Source organism: Elusimicrobiota bacterium, assembly GCA_026388075.1.
In the GTDB taxonomy this organism is placed as follows: domain Bacteria; phylum Elusimicrobiota; class Endomicrobiia; order Endomicrobiales; family JAPLKN01; genus JAPLKN01.
In genome coordinates, this window is record JAPLKN010000060.1 from 1 (window position 1) to 16,406 (window position 16,406).

At 37.5% G+C, this 16,406-nt stretch carries 17 protein-coding genes; 15 read left to right on the forward strand and 2 right to left on the reverse strand.

The genetic code is table 11. From position 1 onward, the window contains the following. The 15 genes from NT145_03085 to NT145_03155 form a co-directional block, all read left to right on the forward strand. Positions 1–319: hypothetical protein (locus NT145_03085; GenBank protein MCX5781676.1), on the forward strand; the 319-nt coding region annotated here is incomplete at its 5' end. Between the two features lie 15 nt (positions 320–334). After that, the gene (locus NT145_03090; protein ID MCX5781677.1) at positions 335–1,369 is read left to right on the forward strand and encodes an acetyl-CoA carboxylase carboxyltransferase subunit alpha; all 1,035 of its coding nucleotides are present in this window, start codon (positions 335–337) and stop codon (positions 1,367–1,369) included. Between the two features lie 19 nt (positions 1,370–1,388). Next, the gene (locus NT145_03095; protein ID MCX5781678.1) at positions 1,389–2,381 is read left to right on the forward strand and encodes a ketose-bisphosphate aldolase; all 993 of its coding nucleotides are present in this window, start codon (positions 1,389–1,391) and stop codon (positions 2,379–2,381) included. A 155-nt stretch (positions 2,382–2,536) separates the two neighbouring features. Beyond that, positions 2,537–2,824 carry a hypothetical protein gene (locus tag NT145_03100; GenBank protein ID MCX5781679.1) on the forward strand — a complete coding sequence of 96 codons (288 nt, stop codon included), beginning with the start codon at positions 2,537–2,539 and terminating at the stop codon, positions 2,822–2,824. 195 nt (positions 2,825–3,019) lie between these two features. Continuing rightward, on the forward strand, positions 3,020–4,456 hold the full coding sequence (locus NT145_03105; protein MCX5781680.1) for a HAMP domain-containing sensor histidine kinase: 1,437 nt from the start codon (positions 3,020–3,022) through the stop codon (positions 4,454–4,456). A 27-nt stretch (positions 4,457–4,483) separates the two neighbouring features. Next, the gene (locus NT145_03110; GenBank protein MCX5781681.1) at positions 4,484–4,861 is read left to right on the forward strand and encodes a response regulator; all 378 of its coding nucleotides are present in this window, start codon (positions 4,484–4,486) and stop codon (positions 4,859–4,861) included. 37 nt (positions 4,862–4,898) lie between these two features. Continuing rightward, positions 4,899–5,831, forward strand: a complete 933-nt coding sequence (locus tag NT145_03115; GenBank protein MCX5781682.1) for a response regulator — start codon at positions 4,899–4,901, stop codon at positions 5,829–5,831. Further along, positions 5,828–6,556: a response regulator transcription factor gene (locus NT145_03120; protein ID MCX5781683.1), complete on the forward strand. Its 729-nt coding sequence runs from the start codon at positions 5,828–5,830 to the stop codon at positions 6,554–6,556. The genes NT145_03115 and NT145_03120 overlap by 4 nt, the downstream gene beginning before the upstream one ends. Continuing rightward, the gene (locus tag NT145_03125; GenBank protein ID MCX5781684.1) at positions 6,528–7,340 is read left to right on the forward strand and encodes a sigma-70 family RNA polymerase sigma factor; all 813 of its coding nucleotides are present in this window, start codon (positions 6,528–6,530) and stop codon (positions 7,338–7,340) included. The genes NT145_03120 and NT145_03125 overlap by 29 nt, the downstream gene beginning before the upstream one ends. Positions 7,341–7,384: 44 nt before the next feature. Beyond that, the gene (locus NT145_03130; protein MCX5781685.1) at positions 7,385–9,562 is read left to right on the forward strand and encodes a tetratricopeptide repeat protein; all 2,178 of its coding nucleotides are present in this window, start codon (positions 7,385–7,387) and stop codon (positions 9,560–9,562) included. Positions 9,563–9,670: 108 nt separating this feature from the next. Beyond that, positions 9,671–10,033 (forward strand): T9SS type A sorting domain-containing protein, encoded by a 363-nt coding sequence (locus NT145_03135; GenBank protein MCX5781686.1) that lies wholly within the window; start codon positions 9,671–9,673, stop codon positions 10,031–10,033. A 96-nt stretch (positions 10,034–10,129) separates the two neighbouring features. Then, the gene (locus NT145_03140) at positions 10,130–10,567 is read left to right on the forward strand and encodes a hypothetical protein (protein MCX5781687.1); all 438 of its coding nucleotides are present in this window, start codon (positions 10,130–10,132) and stop codon (positions 10,565–10,567) included. Positions 10,568–10,673: 106 nt separating this feature from the next. After that, positions 10,674–11,111: a hypothetical protein gene (locus NT145_03145; GenBank protein MCX5781688.1), complete on the forward strand. Its 438-nt coding sequence runs from the start codon at positions 10,674–10,676 to the stop codon at positions 11,109–11,111. Between the two features lie 169 nt (positions 11,112–11,280). Continuing rightward, entirely contained in the window at positions 11,281–12,447 is a 1,167-nt protein-coding gene (locus NT145_03150) for a hypothetical protein (protein ID MCX5781689.1), read from the forward strand. 149 nt (positions 12,448–12,596) lie between these two features. After that, entirely contained in the window at positions 12,597–14,489 is a 1,893-nt protein-coding gene (locus NT145_03155; GenBank protein ID MCX5781690.1) for a hypothetical protein, read from the forward strand. Positions 14,490–14,927: 438 nt separating this feature from the next. Here the strand turns inward: NT145_03155 and NT145_03160 are convergent, their stop codons facing one another. Continuing rightward, positions 14,928–15,368 carry a DNA-binding protein gene (locus NT145_03160; protein MCX5781691.1) on the reverse strand — a complete coding sequence of 147 codons (441 nt, stop codon included), beginning with the start codon at positions 15,366–15,368 and terminating at the stop codon, positions 14,928–14,930. Between the two features lie 199 nt (positions 15,369–15,567). Further along, on the reverse strand, positions 15,568–16,053 hold the full coding sequence (locus NT145_03165; protein MCX5781692.1) for a dCMP deaminase family protein: 486 nt from the start codon (positions 16,051–16,053) through the stop codon (positions 15,568–15,570). Positions 16,054–16,406: the final 353 nt, after the last annotated feature.

The window sequence follows — 16,406 nt, forward strand, 5'->3', positions numbered from 1 at the left end:
GAAAGAGAAAGGCGTCTTTATTGTTTTTGGGCGGGAACTTTTTGTGCCCGGGTTAAATATAAATTTGGGTGCTAATATGAACGATTTCAAAGAGAATAGAATATATTGTTTTACCAATTTTGAGTACGAAATAGAAGAAAAATTTATGATTCTTGCAGAATATGATAATGTAAATTATTTCCCTGAGGCAAGATTAAATGCCGGCCTAAGGCTTAATGTTTCAGAAAACATAGGCATAGATGTTGCGGGCAGGGATATTGCTTCATCGGATAGAAAAGCTGAGCGCATAGTGAAAATAAGTTATACGGGAAAATTCTAGAAATTAAAGGATAATATGGCGGAAGAATTTATTGGACTTGATTTTGAAAAACCGATTATTGAGCTTGAAAAGAAGATTGAAAGCCTGAAAATTTCTTCCCAGGAAGGGAAAGTTGAGCTTTCCCAGGAAATTCTGGACCTAGAAAAAAAGGCAGAAAAACTCAAAGGGGAAATTTATAGTTCTTTGAATCCTTGGCAAAAAGTCCAGCTAGCAAGGCATCCTAAACGGCCGTATATGCTGGATTACGTTAAAATGATATTTAGGGATTTTATTGAATTGCATGGCGACCGCTCTTTTTGTGATGACAGGTCAATCGTTTGCGGTCTTGCATTCCTTGAAAATTATCCGGTTGTTGTTATAGGGCATCAAAAGGGAAGAAATATACAAGAAAATCTTGAGAGAAATTTTGCTATGGCCCATCCGGAAGGATACCGCAAAGCATTAAGGATAATGAAATTTGCAGAAAAGTTCAACCGTCCTATTATAACGTTCATTGATACTCCGGGCGCATATCCGGGCATCGGGGCCGAGGAAAGAGGGCAGGCCGAAGCGATTGCAAGAAACTTAAAAGAGATGTCTGATTTAAGAGTGCCCATCATTGGTGTTGTAATCGGAGAAGGCGGATCGGGCGGCGCATTGGGCATCGGGGTCGCAAATACAGTTCTTATGCTTGAAAATTCTTATTATTCCGTTATTTCTCCTGAAGGTTGTGCGGCAATATTGTTTCATGACGCAACAAAGGCTCCAGAAGCCGCGGCAGCAATGAAAATAACTGCCCAAGATTTGTTCAAGTTTAAAATTATTGATGAGATAATAAACGAACCGCTTGGCGGAGCGCACAGGGACCCTCAAGGAGCGGCTCAAAATATTAAAGAAAGTTTACTGAAATACATTGAAAAATTCAGTAAAATGGCGCCTGATAAAATTGCAAAAGAACGATACTCAAAATTTAGGAATATGGGCGTATACATAGAAAAAACTAAAACCGTCTATAGAAAAACTAAATCAAAAGGTAAAGAAAAAGTTTCAGCAAAGAACAAAAATAAATAAAAAATATAAGGAGGCGGAAATGGCGTTAGTTGCGATGAGGCAGATCTTAGATGAGGCAAGAAAAAAAGGTTACGGAGTAGGAGCTTATAACGTTAATAACATGGAGCAGATTCAAGCCATTATGGCTGCGGCACAGGAGACAAAATCGCCGGTAATAGTTCAAGCAAGCAGGGGAGCTTTAAAATACAGTAATTTTACATATTTGAAATATCTAATGGTTGCGGCAGTGGAAGAAAATCCTAATATTCCTATCGCGATGCATCTTGACCACGGCAATTCTTTAGATTCGGTAAAAAAAGCTATCAGCTTGGGATTTTCGTCGGTAATGATTGACGGTTCTTTGATGGAAGACGGAAAGACTCCGTCTGACTATGATTATAATGCTGGGGTAACAAAATCGGTAGTTGAGTACGCGCATAAGTATGGGGTTACTGTTGAAGGAGAAATCGGCTGTTTAGGCGGGATTGAAGATGGTGTAGGTTCAGGTTCTGTTCACCTTACGGAGCCAAAACAAGCCAAGAAATTCGTTGATGAAACAGGCCTTGATGCTTTGGCTATAGCAATCGGAACTTCCCATGGAGCATACAAATTCAAAGGGGCATCAAACCTTGCTTTTGATGTGCTGATTGAAGTAAGAAAACTGATAAATATTCCTATTGTTTTGCACGGAGCTTCTTCAGTTCCTAAGGAGCTTATTGACGCGGTAAATAAGTACGGCGGGGCAATGCCAGGAGCCCAGGGAGTTCCTATGGAGGAGCTTCAAAAAGCAATAAAACTGGGAGTAACAAAAATAAATGTTGATACCGACGGAAGATTGGCGGTAACTGCGGCGATCAGGGAAGTTTTTGCAAAGACTCCGGAAAAATTTGATCCCAGAGATTATCTCGGCCCGGCAAGGGAAACCTTAGCGAAACTCATTGCCTCAAAAATGAAAGATTTTGGCACAGCCGGGCACGCTCAGGATTATAAGCCTTTAACTTTGGAAGACATGAAAAAACTTTATCTTCAGTAACTTGTGAAAAATTTGTGAACACAAAACGCATTATATTTACAATAATAAAAGCCTTGACAATATTGAGTTTGTCGATTATAATTCAAAACGGGAAGCATGAAGGGGGTGGTGGCTAGTCGTTTTTGAAGCGCAAAATTTTTCTATAGGAGGATATCATGGCAGTTCAAGAAATTAAAAAGATCAATTTAGTTTCAGTTTTAAAAAGTATTCCGATAGTTTTCGGTGTATTGGGAATAGTTATTGGGATTTTCACATTTTTCCTTTTTCCAACAGAAATAGCAAGGAACCTTTCGATTGGTGCTAGACTTTTATCCTGGCTGATTTTTGTCATCCTTTATACAGCTATTATGGTTTTAGGAATCGTTTTGATTTCATGGCTGTATAATGTAGTTGTTGCCAAAATAGGCGGAATTTCCGTGGAACTTGAACAAAAAGAAAGTTAATTTAAAATATAAAATTTAGGAAAATTTAGTTCAAGCGTATTTTTACTCCGTTGGGTATGCTTTACATTTTTGATGTTAAGCCGTATCTAACGGAGGCGCTTTCTTTGAGATATTTGAAAGCGTTTATTAAGGGTTCTATAAATATTTTATTGGATTTTTAATAACTAACTTGAAAAATGTTCATTAAAGGCAGTCATGAGCCTAAGAACGAAATTTACTATTTATATTTCTCTTTTAATTCTTTTTGTGATCCTTGGAATATCAATAAGCATTTTTATCTCGCAAAAAAGCATGTATTCAACGCTTCTAGAACAGACTCGCGAAAGAATATTCAGGGATTTGGTGTATACCTGCAACGAGTCTTTAGTTGTCAGGGACGAGATACAAATTTTCAATGTGATAAGCTCTGTCATAAAAGTTCACAGCCCGAAAATTGTTTATGCGGGATATGTTTCGCCATTCGGGACGGTTCTTTTTAAATCTCGGGATCATGAAGAAAGCTTAAAATACAGGATTTCAAGCGTTTCAGGCGAAACAATAGAAGATTTTTTTTCACCGAATAAAAAAGAGCAGATCAGAGAATATTCAGTCCCTTTTTTTATACGGGAAGAATACAGAGGGACCATTAGAGTTGGCTTTTCTCAAAGCTATCATGAAAGACAGATTAAGGAAATGCTTGTTCTTTTAACTAAAAAAATATTTGAAGCGGCGGCAATTGCCTTTGCTGCCGGGATAATTATTGCAAATATCCTGGCTTTCTATCTGAATAAACCTATTCTTGCTTTAGCTGTAGCCGCAGAAAGCATAGGTAACGGGGATTTAAATGCAAGGGTAGAGATTGACCGCAGGGACGAGCTTGGAAGTTTGGGGCATTCATTTAATAAGATGTCCAAAAAGCTGAAAGAGCTTGATGTAATGAAAGACAGTTTTGTTTCAAGCGTATCTCACGAGCTCAGGTCTCCTTTGGCTGCGATCGGCGGCTACTGTGATTTCTTACTTGATGCTTTGAACAAGAATTTAACAAAAGAAAAGCAAGAAAAAAGCCTTAAGATTATTAAAGATGCCGCGATAAGATTGACTGGTTTTGTCAATAATATTTTGGATTTGACGAAAATAAAAGCCGGGCATTTTGAGCTCAGAAAAGTGCCGGTTGATATATATCAGATTACGTGTGAAATTGTATCGCTCTTTGAATCCCTTGCGGAAAAACAGAAAAAAAAGATAAAAATTGATATCAGCGAGCATCTTCCTAATGTTAATGCCGATCAGGAAAAGATAAAACAGATTATGACAAATCTTTTGGGAAATGCCCTGAAATTTACTTCAGAAAATGATGTAATTACTATAAGCGCTAAAGTTGTAGAGCCGCACAGGGGAATATCTTTAAGAGCTGGCCTGCGTAGATATTTGGAAGTGTGGGTTCAGGATACCGGAATAGGGATCCCTCAGGAAGACTTAAGAAGTGTTTTTGACAAGTTTTATCAGGTCAGTGAAAGCGAAACAAAAAAACCGAAAGGAACCGGGCTTGGCCTTGCGATTGTGGCTGAAATTATTAAAATGCATGACGGCAAGGTATGGGTGGAAAGTGTTTTAGGGAAAGGTTCAACATTTAAATTTATATTGCCAATGTGAAATTGGTAAACTAAAATAGGCGGTAAAGTGGCAAAAATATTAGTAATTGATGACGAACCGAGTTTAAGGGATATGCTGGATGATATCCTTACTATGGAAGGATTTAAGGTAATTACTGCTGTAAACGGGGAAGAAGGTTTAAGAAAAATTTATGATGAGTCCCCGGATTTAATCATTTTAGACTGTTCAATGCCTGTTTTGGACGGCTATGAAGTTTTAGAGCGAATGAGAAAAGATCCTGTTCTTTACAGCAAGCCAGTGATTATGCTCACGGTTTTAAGCGGTGAATATGATGAGATTAAGGGGCTTGAGCTTGGCGCTGATGACTATATAACGAAGCCGTTTAGGTCAGCTCAGCTGATAGCCAGAATTAATTCAGTATTGGAAAGGAAAGGTTTAAAGTAAAAAAACTTTCAGGTATCTTTTACATTGAATTTGAGTTATGAGCAGGAAAAAGATAATTGTTATAGATGATTCTAAAGCTTTTCAGGAGACTATAAGCGAGATTTTGTCGTTTGAAGGTTTTGAAGTAATTAAAGCGTCCAGCGGAAGCGAGGGTTTGGAAAAAATTTATGGCGCTTCTCCTGATCTTGTGCTCCTTGACTGCGTGATGCCCGGGATAGACGGATATAATGTGGTTAGGGCTATGAGAGAAGACCCATTATTATTCAATAAACCGGTCATCATGCTTACGGGAAAAGACACGGAGTTTGATGAAATAACGGGGCTTGAACTTGGCATTGACGACTATATTGTAAAACCGTTTGATCCGGGGGTGTTGATTACAAGGATTAAGGCGATATTTTCAAGATCGGAAGAGTTTATAAGTTCAGGTTCTTTGGCATTGTTATCAGGAAATACTGCTGTTAAGGAAGAAATAGAAAAAAGGATCAAAAGCGATTTTTCTTTTACTATTATCAGTGCGAACCTTAACAATTTTAAAAGTTTCAATGATATGTACGGCTTTCAAAGAGGGGATGAATTAATAAAAAGCACGGTTAGCCTTTTTTTGAAAGTTGTACGCGAGATGGGTTCTAAAGAAGATTTTGTAGGCCATGTTTCGGGAGATGATTTTGTAATTTTAACGAAGTTTGACAAGCCTGAAATTATTTGTGAAAGACTTATAAAGCTTTTTGACGAAAGTGTAGCGATGTATTACGATGAAGAAGACAGAAAAAAGGGATATATACTGATAAAAAACAGGAAAGGGGAAGAAAATAAGTTCCCTTTAGTAACAATTACGATGGCGGTAGTTCCAAATGATACAAAAAAAGTTGTTCATTACGGGCAAATTATTCAAATAGCGTCAGAAATTAGAAAAATCGCAAGGCAAAGGGAAAAAAGCTCATACTTTGTTGACAGGCGGAAAAAATGATTAGTAAAAAAATTCATATTATTGACGATGATGATCAGATAAGAAGCCTCTTGGAAGATGTCTTTAAGGAAGAGGGGTATATGGTCATATCAAGCGCGGATACGGAAGAAGGTTACAAGAAAGTCCTTAAATCTCAGCCTGATTTAGTGATCCTTGACATAAAAATTCCTCGTATAGGAGGAATTGAGCTATGCCGGCTTATACGCTCTAATCCTCAGACTAAGAATGTCCCCATAATTATGCTTACCGTTGAATCTTCTGAAACGGATAAGATTATAGGATTAGAAATGGGAGCTGACGATTATGTCACAAAGCCTTTTAACAATAAGGAATTAATTGCCAGAGTAAAATCTTTGTTAAGAAGGGTAGAAAGAAAAGAGGAAGTGCAGGCAATCAAGGTAGACGGGCTTGAACTGAATATAATTTCACGAACCGTTCATTTAGCTAAAAAAGAAATTGCTCTTAGGCCTAAAGAATTTGACCTTTTATATGTGTTTTTAAAAAAACCCAATGTGGTTTTAGACAGAGACTTCATTCTTGAAAGCGTTTTTGAATACCAGACAGCGGTTACCACACGGACCATTGATACTCATATAAAAAACTTAAGGCAGGCGCTGGGAAAATGGTCCAAAAGGATTGTAACGATGTTCGGCAGAGGATTTAAATTTGTTCCTCAGAAGGAAATAAAAAAGGCCTATGGCAGGAAAAAAGCAAAAAAACGTTGACCATAACGGAATTGAGGAAAAACAGCTTTTCAGGTCTTTTAGAAAAGGCGATGAAGAGGCAAAAAATAGAATAATTCAGAAATACTCTGACTGGGTATTAAATATTGCAAAAAAGTTTCACTCGCTCTTTCATAATATCGGTTTGGACGAACTTATTGCCGAAGGAAACCGCGGAATTTTAGATGCGATGAAGCGTTATGATACGGCAAGAAAAGTAAAATTTTCTACTTATGCTTGGTTTTGGATTCTCAAAAATATAAGGGAATACATAACAAGCGAGCTCGCTATCGTTGATCTTCCGCAGAGTACTTTGACGGAATTTAAAAGAATATCTGAAAGCCTTAGCGAAGAAGCCAAGAAAGGCAAAAGTCCAACACTGGAAATTATTGCGAAACAATTAAAAATGGATATTAACGATGTCCGTGAAATAGTAAGCGATAAGATGAATTTGTTCAACGTAATATCTTTGGATAAATTATTGGATGAAGAAGATGAAACTCAAAGGCTTGGAGATTTGGTAGAAGACAAAAAAGAAAAAAAGATACAGGAAATATTGGACATACAAGACGATAAGACGGATATAGGGAAACTTTTGAAACATTTGTCACCGATAGAAAGAAAGGTTATACAGCTGCGTTTTGGATTTACCGATAATGGTTCTCGGTCATTAAAAGAAGTAGGCGGAAAACTAAGAATTCCGGCAGCTAAAGTTAAAGACATAGAATCTGTTTCTGTGAGGAAATTGAAAAAATTATTAGGTGATAGAACCGAAAAAGCTTATTAATTTGTTTTGAAGATTTAATAATCTCCGGGGGAAGGTGAAAAATCATGAATACAATTTTATGCGGTAAATTATTTCCAACAGGACTTTTAATTACTAAAATGCTAAAAGGGACGCTGTTTTTATTGACAATTATCTTAATTTCAAGAATTTGTTTTGCTTCAGCAGAAAGCGTAGTAATTATTCCCGATCCCAGAACCGTCGCTATGGGCGACGGGGCGGTTTCACAAAAATCCTCGCTTCCAAGTTCTTCATTCAGTAACCCTGCTGCTCTGGTGGGGATCAACCGGGCATATATTACTTTCAACCAGTTATCGTTGCCTTTTGATGCCAGGTATAACATGGCTAGTTTTGCCTTGCCGGCAATACATGGCAATTTGGGCGTCTCAGTGTTGTCTTTAGATTACGGTAATTTTGTAGGGCTTGATAATAGTTTTAGCCCTACCGATGTAGGCGCTACCGGGGATACGGGCTTAGTATTAAGTTATGCTTTGCCGATATTTTCGGAAGTCCCTGTGCGAAAAGATTACGGAGCTGTAGGGTTAAATGTGAAATTTCTTCATAGCGCTTTAAGCGGTTACTCTTCTGAAGCGATTGCGATGGACTTGGGAGGAATCTATAATATTCCGATACTCAACGGTTTAACCGCAGGGATGGTCTATAAAAATTTCGGTTCCTCAATGAAGTTTGTAAGAGAAGATGCCTCGCTTCATTCATCTTTTGATTTTGGCGTCGGATACAATAATGAGAACTTTTATGATATTTCTTTGACCCTGGATTTTTCTATGCCAAAAGATGAACCTAATTCCTTTTCCGTAGGCGCTGCAATTTCTCCGGTTTATTTCATGAATCTTCGCGTGGGCTGGAGGAAAACAAATGATTCCTTGATAACCGGCGCGCGTTTCGGTTTTGGGCTTAACTTCGGAAGTTTTAATTTTGATTACGCTTTTGTTCCTTTTGACAATTTCGGAAATATTAATATGATGAGCGTCGGGATGGCATTAGACAGTATTATATCGGAAGAAAAGGCATCTGATTACTATCTGAATAAACATTTCAGGGAAGCGGCAGCATATTATGACAGAGGCGATTATATTGAAGCGCGCAGAGAATTTGAAAATATACTTTCTGCTTATCCCGATCATGCTCCGTCCCATAAATATCTTGAAAAAATTATCAATGCCTTAGAAACAAAGGATCAACAAAAAGTAAAACAAATAAATAAATGGCTCAAAAAGGCGGAAAGCGTGTTGAGCAAGAAAAACTATATTGAGGCGAGCGAATATTATAACCGTGTTATCTACACAGATCCGTATAACAGCGTTGCAAAACAAGGGGTTGATAACATTAGAAAAATTGTTTCCGATGTAAAACAGGAAGAAGTTGTTAGAATAAATCTTAGTCTGATAGAAAATACTTGGAAAAAAGCCTCGCAGCTTTACCGCAAAGGCGATTTAGTTAAATCAAAACAGGAATTTAACAATGTCCTTAAGGTTGATCCGGAAAATCAGGAGGCAAAAAAACGAATTCTAGAAATTGATGAACAGCTTTCAAGGATTGCGGCAGGCAAAGTAAACGAGTTTTATACTCGGGGATTGGACCTTTACCATTCAGGAAAATATGAAGAGGCTATAAAATATTTTGAAGCGGTTGTAATAGCTTCCCCGAATCGTTTAGATGCTCAGGATATGATAAAAAGATCTCAGCAAAATCTTTCTGATCTGGATGCAAAGGTAAGAGCTGAAAAACTTGCCGTTGAGCAAGAAGGAATGAAGGGTGAAATGGCCAGGATTTTTGACGAGGCCCTTAAAGCCTATGAAAAGGGAGATTTAGAAGATTCTTTAAGCAAATTTCAAAGGAGCGAACAGCTTGCGATAAGCTATGAATTTACTGATTATATTCAAGACACAAGAAATTATATTACTGTGGTTAATCAAGCTTTAACGGACAAGCATTACAAGCTGGGAACAGAACTTTTGAGAAATAACAGGTTGGAAGCAGCTGTTTCTGAATACAGAAAAGCGCTGGATTATAATCCTGAAAATACTTTGGCTAAAACCGATTTGGAACGAATCGGCAAGGAGCTTGCTCAGAAGTATTATGAACAAGGGATGGCTTATTTTGCAAGAAGCGATATGAATAAAGCAAAAGATATGTTCAAAAGATCCTTGTCATATGAACCGGATAAACTGGAATCAAAACGCGCTTTGGAAAGAATTGATTAAATTGTCCGTTTATTGATAAACTATTAAAGGTTTTAAAAACTTAATGTTCCGCCGTGGCGAAGAAAGAAACTTAATAGCCCAATTATGGCGTGACAATGGGAGGAAAAAATGTTTTCAAAAATTAATAAAGTAAATCTTATTTCTGTATTTTCTTTTTTGGTTTTCACCTCACTGCTTTTAGCTGATGTATCAGTTGCGCCGGTTCCTTGGATTCCTGAAAGCGGTAAGGCAAAAACCGGTACTCTTGCGGAAGGGGTAACTTTTAGGGGAGTCCCTTCTTCGGGCGAAATATCAATTTATACTATTTCCGGAAATCTGGTAAGAAAAATTGAATGTAACAATGACGTGACAGTTAATACTAAATGGGACGGAAAAAATGATTCGGGCCAATACGTCTCAAGCGGAGTTTATCTTTGGGTAGTAAAAAGTTCTGAAAAAACTCAGACAGGGAAATTGATTGTAGTTCGATAGATTTTTAGTCCCGGAGCCGTTTATTAATAGCGAGCTTATGAAAAAGAAATTACCTTCCTTAACAAAAATCTTAATCAATAAGTGGCGGAGGCTATAATGAGAAAGGGTTTAACCTTTTTATTTATTATTTCTTTAGCGTGCGCAGTAATTTTAGTTTTAGTTAAGCCCTTTTCCGAAAAGAAACATTCAGAAGTCATTGAAAAAGTAGTAAAAAAAGAAGGAAAAGTAATCGCGCGATATAAAATAGCTGAACTTCCCATTACTGAACCGAAGCAAAAAAAGGAGTTAGACGTTCTTGAGGGGAAGGTAGTATTTATTCCTAATAATCCCGATGATATTAATTCAAAAATGATGGTGGCAATTCAAAAAGGTAAAGAAACAATAGTTTTGACAAATCTGGATTACGTAAGAACTTTGGGATACATATATTACGATAGAACGGTTCATCTTAAGGGCCGCTGGCAAAAAGATGCCGTAATTTTTGGCAGAAAATACAGATCATTCAGAATTGAAGACATAACTTTGGTAAGGTAAGCATTTAAATATTATAGAGAACAATAATTGACGAGTATTTAATAATTTCTTGCAGAAGTTACCGATAAAATATATCGGACATTTAAATGGCCGCCAGGAGGAAAAAGTGAAAAAAACGTATGTTGTTATTTCTTTGTCAGTAATTGCATTGGCTGTTGTAGTAAGCGGGTATTCATTATTGAGTAAAAGAATTAAGAAAACAACGCCCCAAAACCTGCCGCAGCAAATCAGGGTAAAATTACCAACAGGGGAGGAGGTTACTGCATATAGAATACCTCCGGTTGCCCACACCGCTCCCACAGGTGCTAGAATCATAGTTTCAGGCAAAGTAACAAAGGAAAAAGACGATCTAGGTTCTGTTCAGATGGTTATACAATCTGAGGTTGGGACTAAATATATACTTCTCAATACCCCATATATGATGAGAATAGAAAAAAATGGGCTTGGCAAAAAAGTAAAGTTAAAGGGCGTAACCATAGCCAAAACTACATTTAAGAATTATCCGGCTCTATATATTGAAGATATTATAGAGATACGTAAATAGAGTAATTACTGACTAAAGCTGCATTTATGGGCGAGAAAAGTTAAAAAACACTAGGATAATACAATTAAATGTTCACATTTTTTTCACATCTTTTTTCATATGTTTTTTTACTATTACAGTATAATGCTTTTGTAAGAAGAGTTAACTTATATAGGCTCGGAGGCGTAAGATGAGCGCCATCAGTTTAAAAATTTCAAACATTTTTAAATTAGTTTTTTGTGTTTTATTTATATTGGGAATAAACCCTCCTAACATAATTGGCGACCTTTCTACGTTTAACCAGTCCCCGTATTCCTTCGGCCCTGAAGGAAGGGCCATACAAGACCTAAAAGATTTTTATAAGCCAAACGAGATGGTTAGTATTGTGCGTTATCGCCCGATGGTAACAAGAGATAAATACGGAGTAATACAAATTTATACATCTGACGGAAAAGTTATAGTAAGTATTAATCAGGATGGATCAAGAGTTTTTCAGCTAAAGGGAACAACAGTTGAGCAGGATCAGGACGGCAACATCACAAGAATACTTAAAGTAAAACCTAATTCAAATATTAGGGAAATCAGGGACGGTAAAGGGGAATTTTTGGGATACCAGGAACTTGCCTTCGGAAGTAATGTTTCAAAAGAATATGACAGCAGTAAAAATCTAACCAAAACATACGAGTACAATTTGTTCGGAAAGATTATTAGCAATATTATTGACGAACTTACTCAGACCAGAACGGTTTTTGACAGCAAAGGGCTTCCTTCATATGATCTTAATTACGAAGGAGCAATAGTTGCAAGATACAATTACAATGAATACGGCGAGCTGATTTATAAAACAGATAACCGCATGAACAGAACTTTTTATTTCCCGTCTAACGGTCAGATGGATAGGACTGAAGACCAGTACGGGAATCTTCTTTTGAAATACAATTATAGAGCCGATGAAAACGGCAGGATGGTTCTTTACAGCACTTTGGACAATATGGGCAGGACAACATTCTATAAAAGCGGAAAACCTCAGAGAGAAGTGGATCAGCAGGGAAATACAACTAAAGAGTATTTTTATGACGGGCAAAAACTGATTTATACATATGACACTTATCTTCACGAAACGGTCTGGTATGATAAAGACGGTAAACCGACCTATTCATCAGTAGATAATATGCTGACAAAGGAATGGCTGTATTCTAAGGGCAAACTTGTCGGTTTATGGGAAGAGGGAAAAAATGTATTGATTGCGTATGTTCGCGGAGATGAAGTAGGAAGATATATGTTTTTTAAAAAACCCACCGGAGGGCAGATACAAGAGCTGATAGATTCCGGCGTTATTAAGAAGAATCGTGCATGATATTCTGATTATTATTCACAATAGTTTCACAAATTTGACTAATTTTCCACATAAATATGTAGTATAATGTAAACGCGGAATCAATTGAAATTATATATATTTATTACTGATCCAATGTTTTAAACATTTATTAAAAGGAGGACAAAAAAATGAAAAAATCATTGATTTCTAAAACAACTGCAGTTTGTCTATCGCTATTTCTTATCTTAGGTCAATCGCTCATTGCTGATTACGATCCCAACGGCGTAAAAGGCCAGATAACGGCTATTTACGACTATTCAAATTTTGGTTTTACCGGGACTTATAACGCAATAAATAACCCTGCCACTAACTCCATTACGAGAGTTTATGCTAACGGCAGCGTTACGGGCCATCCGGGGCTAGACGGTGCAATTATTAATAATACGATCTTCATTCCGCAATCAATTTCTTATTTTAGCGCAAACGGCGTAGTACAAAAAACTCGCGATTTAGTAAGCAACACTTTTCAGGGATTTGATGTCGCGGGAAAAATTGTAAGTTCATATTCTATCGTTGACAGCTTGCGTTACGATGGCAGTATGGTAAGCTTGCGTTACGATGCCAGTGTTGTATATGCTGACAATGGCAGTTACAAAATTTCACGCACAGGTTCTTTGAGTAATGCTTCTGGCGTGGTTATTACTTATGAAGATGTTAGCGCTACCCCTCCGACTGGGAAATTGACGACGGATCCTTATGCTTTTACAACAAGTGTTGAAGAATATGATCCTACAGGAAAATTAATTCAGGTTTTAACCTATCAACTAAACTCTCTAGAAAATGATTCAATTGTGGGGGGCAAAGTAGTATATACATACAACGGACCTTACCTTACCGAAGTTAATACCTACAATATTCAAAATTATCAAAGTACGGATCCGTTAAATCTTGAAAAGTCTGTTCATACTCAAATTGAAACGTATGCCGGTAACGTGAAAAGAACTGTTAAAAAACTAAGAAGAGAAGTTGCAAGTCCGAATTTGGATACCGACTATTTTTTAGCGCAAAAATATACGTATGACGGGCCAAAACTGGTAAAAATGCAGGATTATGATGAAACCGGGAACAACAATAGAATTACCTATTATGACGTTTTTTCAAGGCAGTCTAAAGTGGAAGATCCTGTTTCGGATAAAAATAACAAGTCCGGAGTAGTTAGATTATTGCAGGAGTTTTTCTATAACGATACCTTAACAAATGTAGTTTCTCAAAGCTATGACAAGACGGTTTCAGTTACCTGCATTCCTGGCGGATTGGTAAAGTCTGTAAATTATACCTATCCGGATGAAGGCGATTATATGGCTTCTGATACTACATATTACAAGAATGGTGACCAGACAAAGGCGGGTTTTGCGATTCGTGAGGAGAATCCCACAGGAATATTGGCATTATTTAGAAACAAGGATACAGGACAAACGTTTCCTGCGGCTACTAAAGTTTTTGGAACATTGGATATTTCGGGCAATGGCTTGGTGTCACTAAAAATGACAAATACTGATGATTTTGTTTCTCTTGGCCTTGGCGGTTTGGAGGATGGAATTACTTATGCTTATGGAGGAGGCATACTTAATGCTATTCAGAGAGCAATAGATGAAGATGAAAATTATATCAATAATGCTCCTGCCGAAGGTTCGCGTGCCTTCTCGTTGCTTAAAATCAGGGATTCTTTGCTTGACCAATGGAATGTAAAAGGCACGGCGCCGACTTCACAGCTTTGGGATGACCACAATTTTCCTGGAGGAAGAAATAGAACCTTTTGGACGCCAGCACAGGGTACTGCCGGCGAGTTGGATTTGAAGGTAGGCGCCATTAACCTTGATAATATTACTCCTCCTCTTCCAGACCAGACGGCATATAATGTGGCATTTAATGAAACACTTTATCGGGCATTGGCTAACCCCATCTACGATGACAAGACAGCTACGTTGGATTGCAGTTATTGGGCGATAGATTCTTCAGGAAACATTTGGGTTTTTGCAAATGCTGCTCTGGATGAAGACGAATTTCCGGTACATATATAATTTTAGCTCTTAAATTTTAAATAAAAAACCAACTGTTGGCGAATTAACCACAGTTGGTTTTTTATTTACCCCGTTAGAAACGGAGAAACGTTAAGAAGAAATAAGGAATACTATAATGCGATGAATATAGTTTTTTGCTTTTTTGAAATTAAAAATCAAAAATGAGGCTGTTGCCGAACCCCATTTTTGTCATGCCGAACTTGTTTCGGCATCTATTTGCGCATTATAATCGTTTATTAGACCCCGAAACGAGTTCGGGGTGACACTACTTGACTTCAGCAACAGCCTCAACTTTAATATTTGAATTTCAGACATCAACGATTGTTAGACTGTTTCAGATGGGGTCCACCCCGTTAGAAACGGAGAAACGTTAAGAAGAAATAAGGGATACAAAAAACAATAGATATAGCTTTTCGCAGTTTTAAAAATAAGCGGTCGTTAGGCCGTTTCTAACGGGGTAAAAAGAGGCAGGCCGGTTATTGAATCTTTTGAACGTTTTAGCTTGATATTTGTTAACTCTTGAATAAAAAACTCAGCTGCAAAAACTTTAGTTCCTTCCATAAGATGGCCGCCGAAGGTTTTTCCTCGTAAATCCGCAAGAGCTATATGCGCATGGACAAAAGGCTTTTTTTCTTTCAGAGAAATATTACCAGAGCATGAAACAATCTCAAGTTTTTTGTTTAAAGAGACACAATTTTTATATCTTTTTCTTTTTTGGTCATAGTAACCAAGTTTAGCATTTTGAACCGCACCTATTAGCGAAAAAATACCTGCAAAAATATTGTTTTTCCGGCAGAATTTGTTCAAAGACGCAAGAAGGTCATCTTTATATTCAAATCTTCCAATAAATAATCTTCCGATAGTAGCTTTTTTGTGCATTTTATCCGCCTCCGCCAGACGTGTCATCAATTAGCGCAGCTATTTCCGCCACTGGCGGACCGGCTGCTGCATTGCTGACACGGCAGTTCGACATGCTCACTGTCCTGAGTAAAGCCGAAGGACTTCAGCGCCGCGCCTGCCGGCGGGCAGGGATTTCGCCGAAAAAATTAGGGTACCACGAGCAAAACTCGTGGAGGCTTCATTCAAGGATGGAAATTTCTAAGGTGGGCCTTTCAATTTTTGTAAACTCTATGTGGACTTCGTTAAATAGGTTCTTAAATGAAGAATCGGCATATTCGTTTGCCATTACAAACCTTTTTATTCCGGCGTTTGCTATCATTTTAGCGCAAAGTATGCAGGGCGAGTGTGTGCAGTAAATCGTACCCCCTTTTATGTTTATACCGTGAAGTCCGCCTTGTATAATAGCATTTTGTTCGGCATGAATAGCTCTGCAAATCTCATGCCTTTCGCCGGAAGGAATTTTCATTTCGTTTCTTAAGCATCCAAGTTCAAGGCAGTCTTTTACTCCTTGGGCGGCGCCGTTATAGCCGGTAGTCAGAATTCTTTTATCTCTTACAATTACAGCCCCGACATGATGCCTAAGGCAGGTTGACCTTTCAGCAACAAGGAACGCGAGTTTTGTAAAGTAGCAGTCCCAGTTAGGGCGAACAAAAGTATTTTTCATGCTGGAATTTAACCATAAATTGGAAAGCTTGTCAAATTTTCAATATTTTTCTATAATGAGACTCCGAATAAAACATAGATGAATAAAGTTAGTACTATTTAGAAAAGCTTCGGCTAAAAAATTTGTGATCAGCCGTAATATATGCCGAAGCGTTTTTTTCTTAAAATTTTAGAACATTAATAAGAAATTAAGAAGATGAATATTGCGCAAACAGTTAATACTAGAATAAAAAATGAATAAAATAAAAATCATTAAAAAACCGTGGGGTGAAGAAAGGATTTTTGCCCATACCTCTAAATATGCCGGGAAAATTCTTATTGTAAGAAAAGGGCATCGCTTAAGTCTTCAATATC

Bases quoted from the DNA above. Each gene is read 5' to 3' on its own strand.
- NT145_03095 (MCX5781678.1), top strand. From the start codon at position 1,389: ATGGCGTTAGTTGCGATGAGGCAGATCTTAGATGAGGCAAGAAAAAAA.
- NT145_03125 (MCX5781684.1), top strand. From the start codon at position 6,528: ATGGCAGGAAAAAAGCAAAAAAACGTTGACCATAACGGAATTGAGGAA.
- NT145_03130 (MCX5781685.1), top strand. From the start codon at position 7,385: ATGAATACAATTTTATGCGGTAAATTATTTCCAACAGGACTTTTAATT.
- NT145_03150 (MCX5781689.1), top strand. From the start codon at position 11,281: ATGAGCGCCATCAGTTTAAAAATTTCAAACATTTTTAAATTAGTTTTT.
- NT145_03140 (MCX5781687.1), top strand. From the start codon at position 10,130: ATGAGAAAGGGTTTAACCTTTTTATTTATTATTTCTTTAGCGTGCGCA.
- NT145_03165 (MCX5781692.1), bottom strand. From the start codon at position 16,053: ATGAAAAATACTTTTGTTCGCCCTAACTGGGACTGCTACTTTACAAAA.
- NT145_03155 (MCX5781690.1), top strand. From the start codon at position 12,597: ATGAAAAAATCATTGATTTCTAAAACAACTGCAGTTTGTCTATCGCTA.
- NT145_03120 (MCX5781683.1), top strand. From the start codon at position 5,828: ATGATTAGTAAAAAAATTCATATTATTGACGATGATGATCAGATAAGA.
- NT145_03115 (MCX5781682.1), top strand. From the start codon at position 4,899: ATGAGCAGGAAAAAGATAATTGTTATAGATGATTCTAAAGCTTTTCAG.
- NT145_03100 (MCX5781679.1), top strand. From the start codon at position 2,537: ATGGCAGTTCAAGAAATTAAAAAGATCAATTTAGTTTCAGTTTTAAAA.
- NT145_03135 (MCX5781686.1), top strand. From the start codon at position 9,671: ATGTTTTCAAAAATTAATAAAGTAAATCTTATTTCTGTATTTTCTTTT.
- NT145_03105 (MCX5781680.1), top strand. From the start codon at position 3,020: ATGAGCCTAAGAACGAAATTTACTATTTATATTTCTCTTTTAATTCTT.
- NT145_03160 (MCX5781691.1), bottom strand. From the start codon at position 15,368: ATGCACAAAAAAGCTACTATCGGAAGATTATTTATTGGAAGATTTGAA.
- NT145_03090 (MCX5781677.1), top strand. From the start codon at position 335: ATGGCGGAAGAATTTATTGGACTTGATTTTGAAAAACCGATTATTGAG.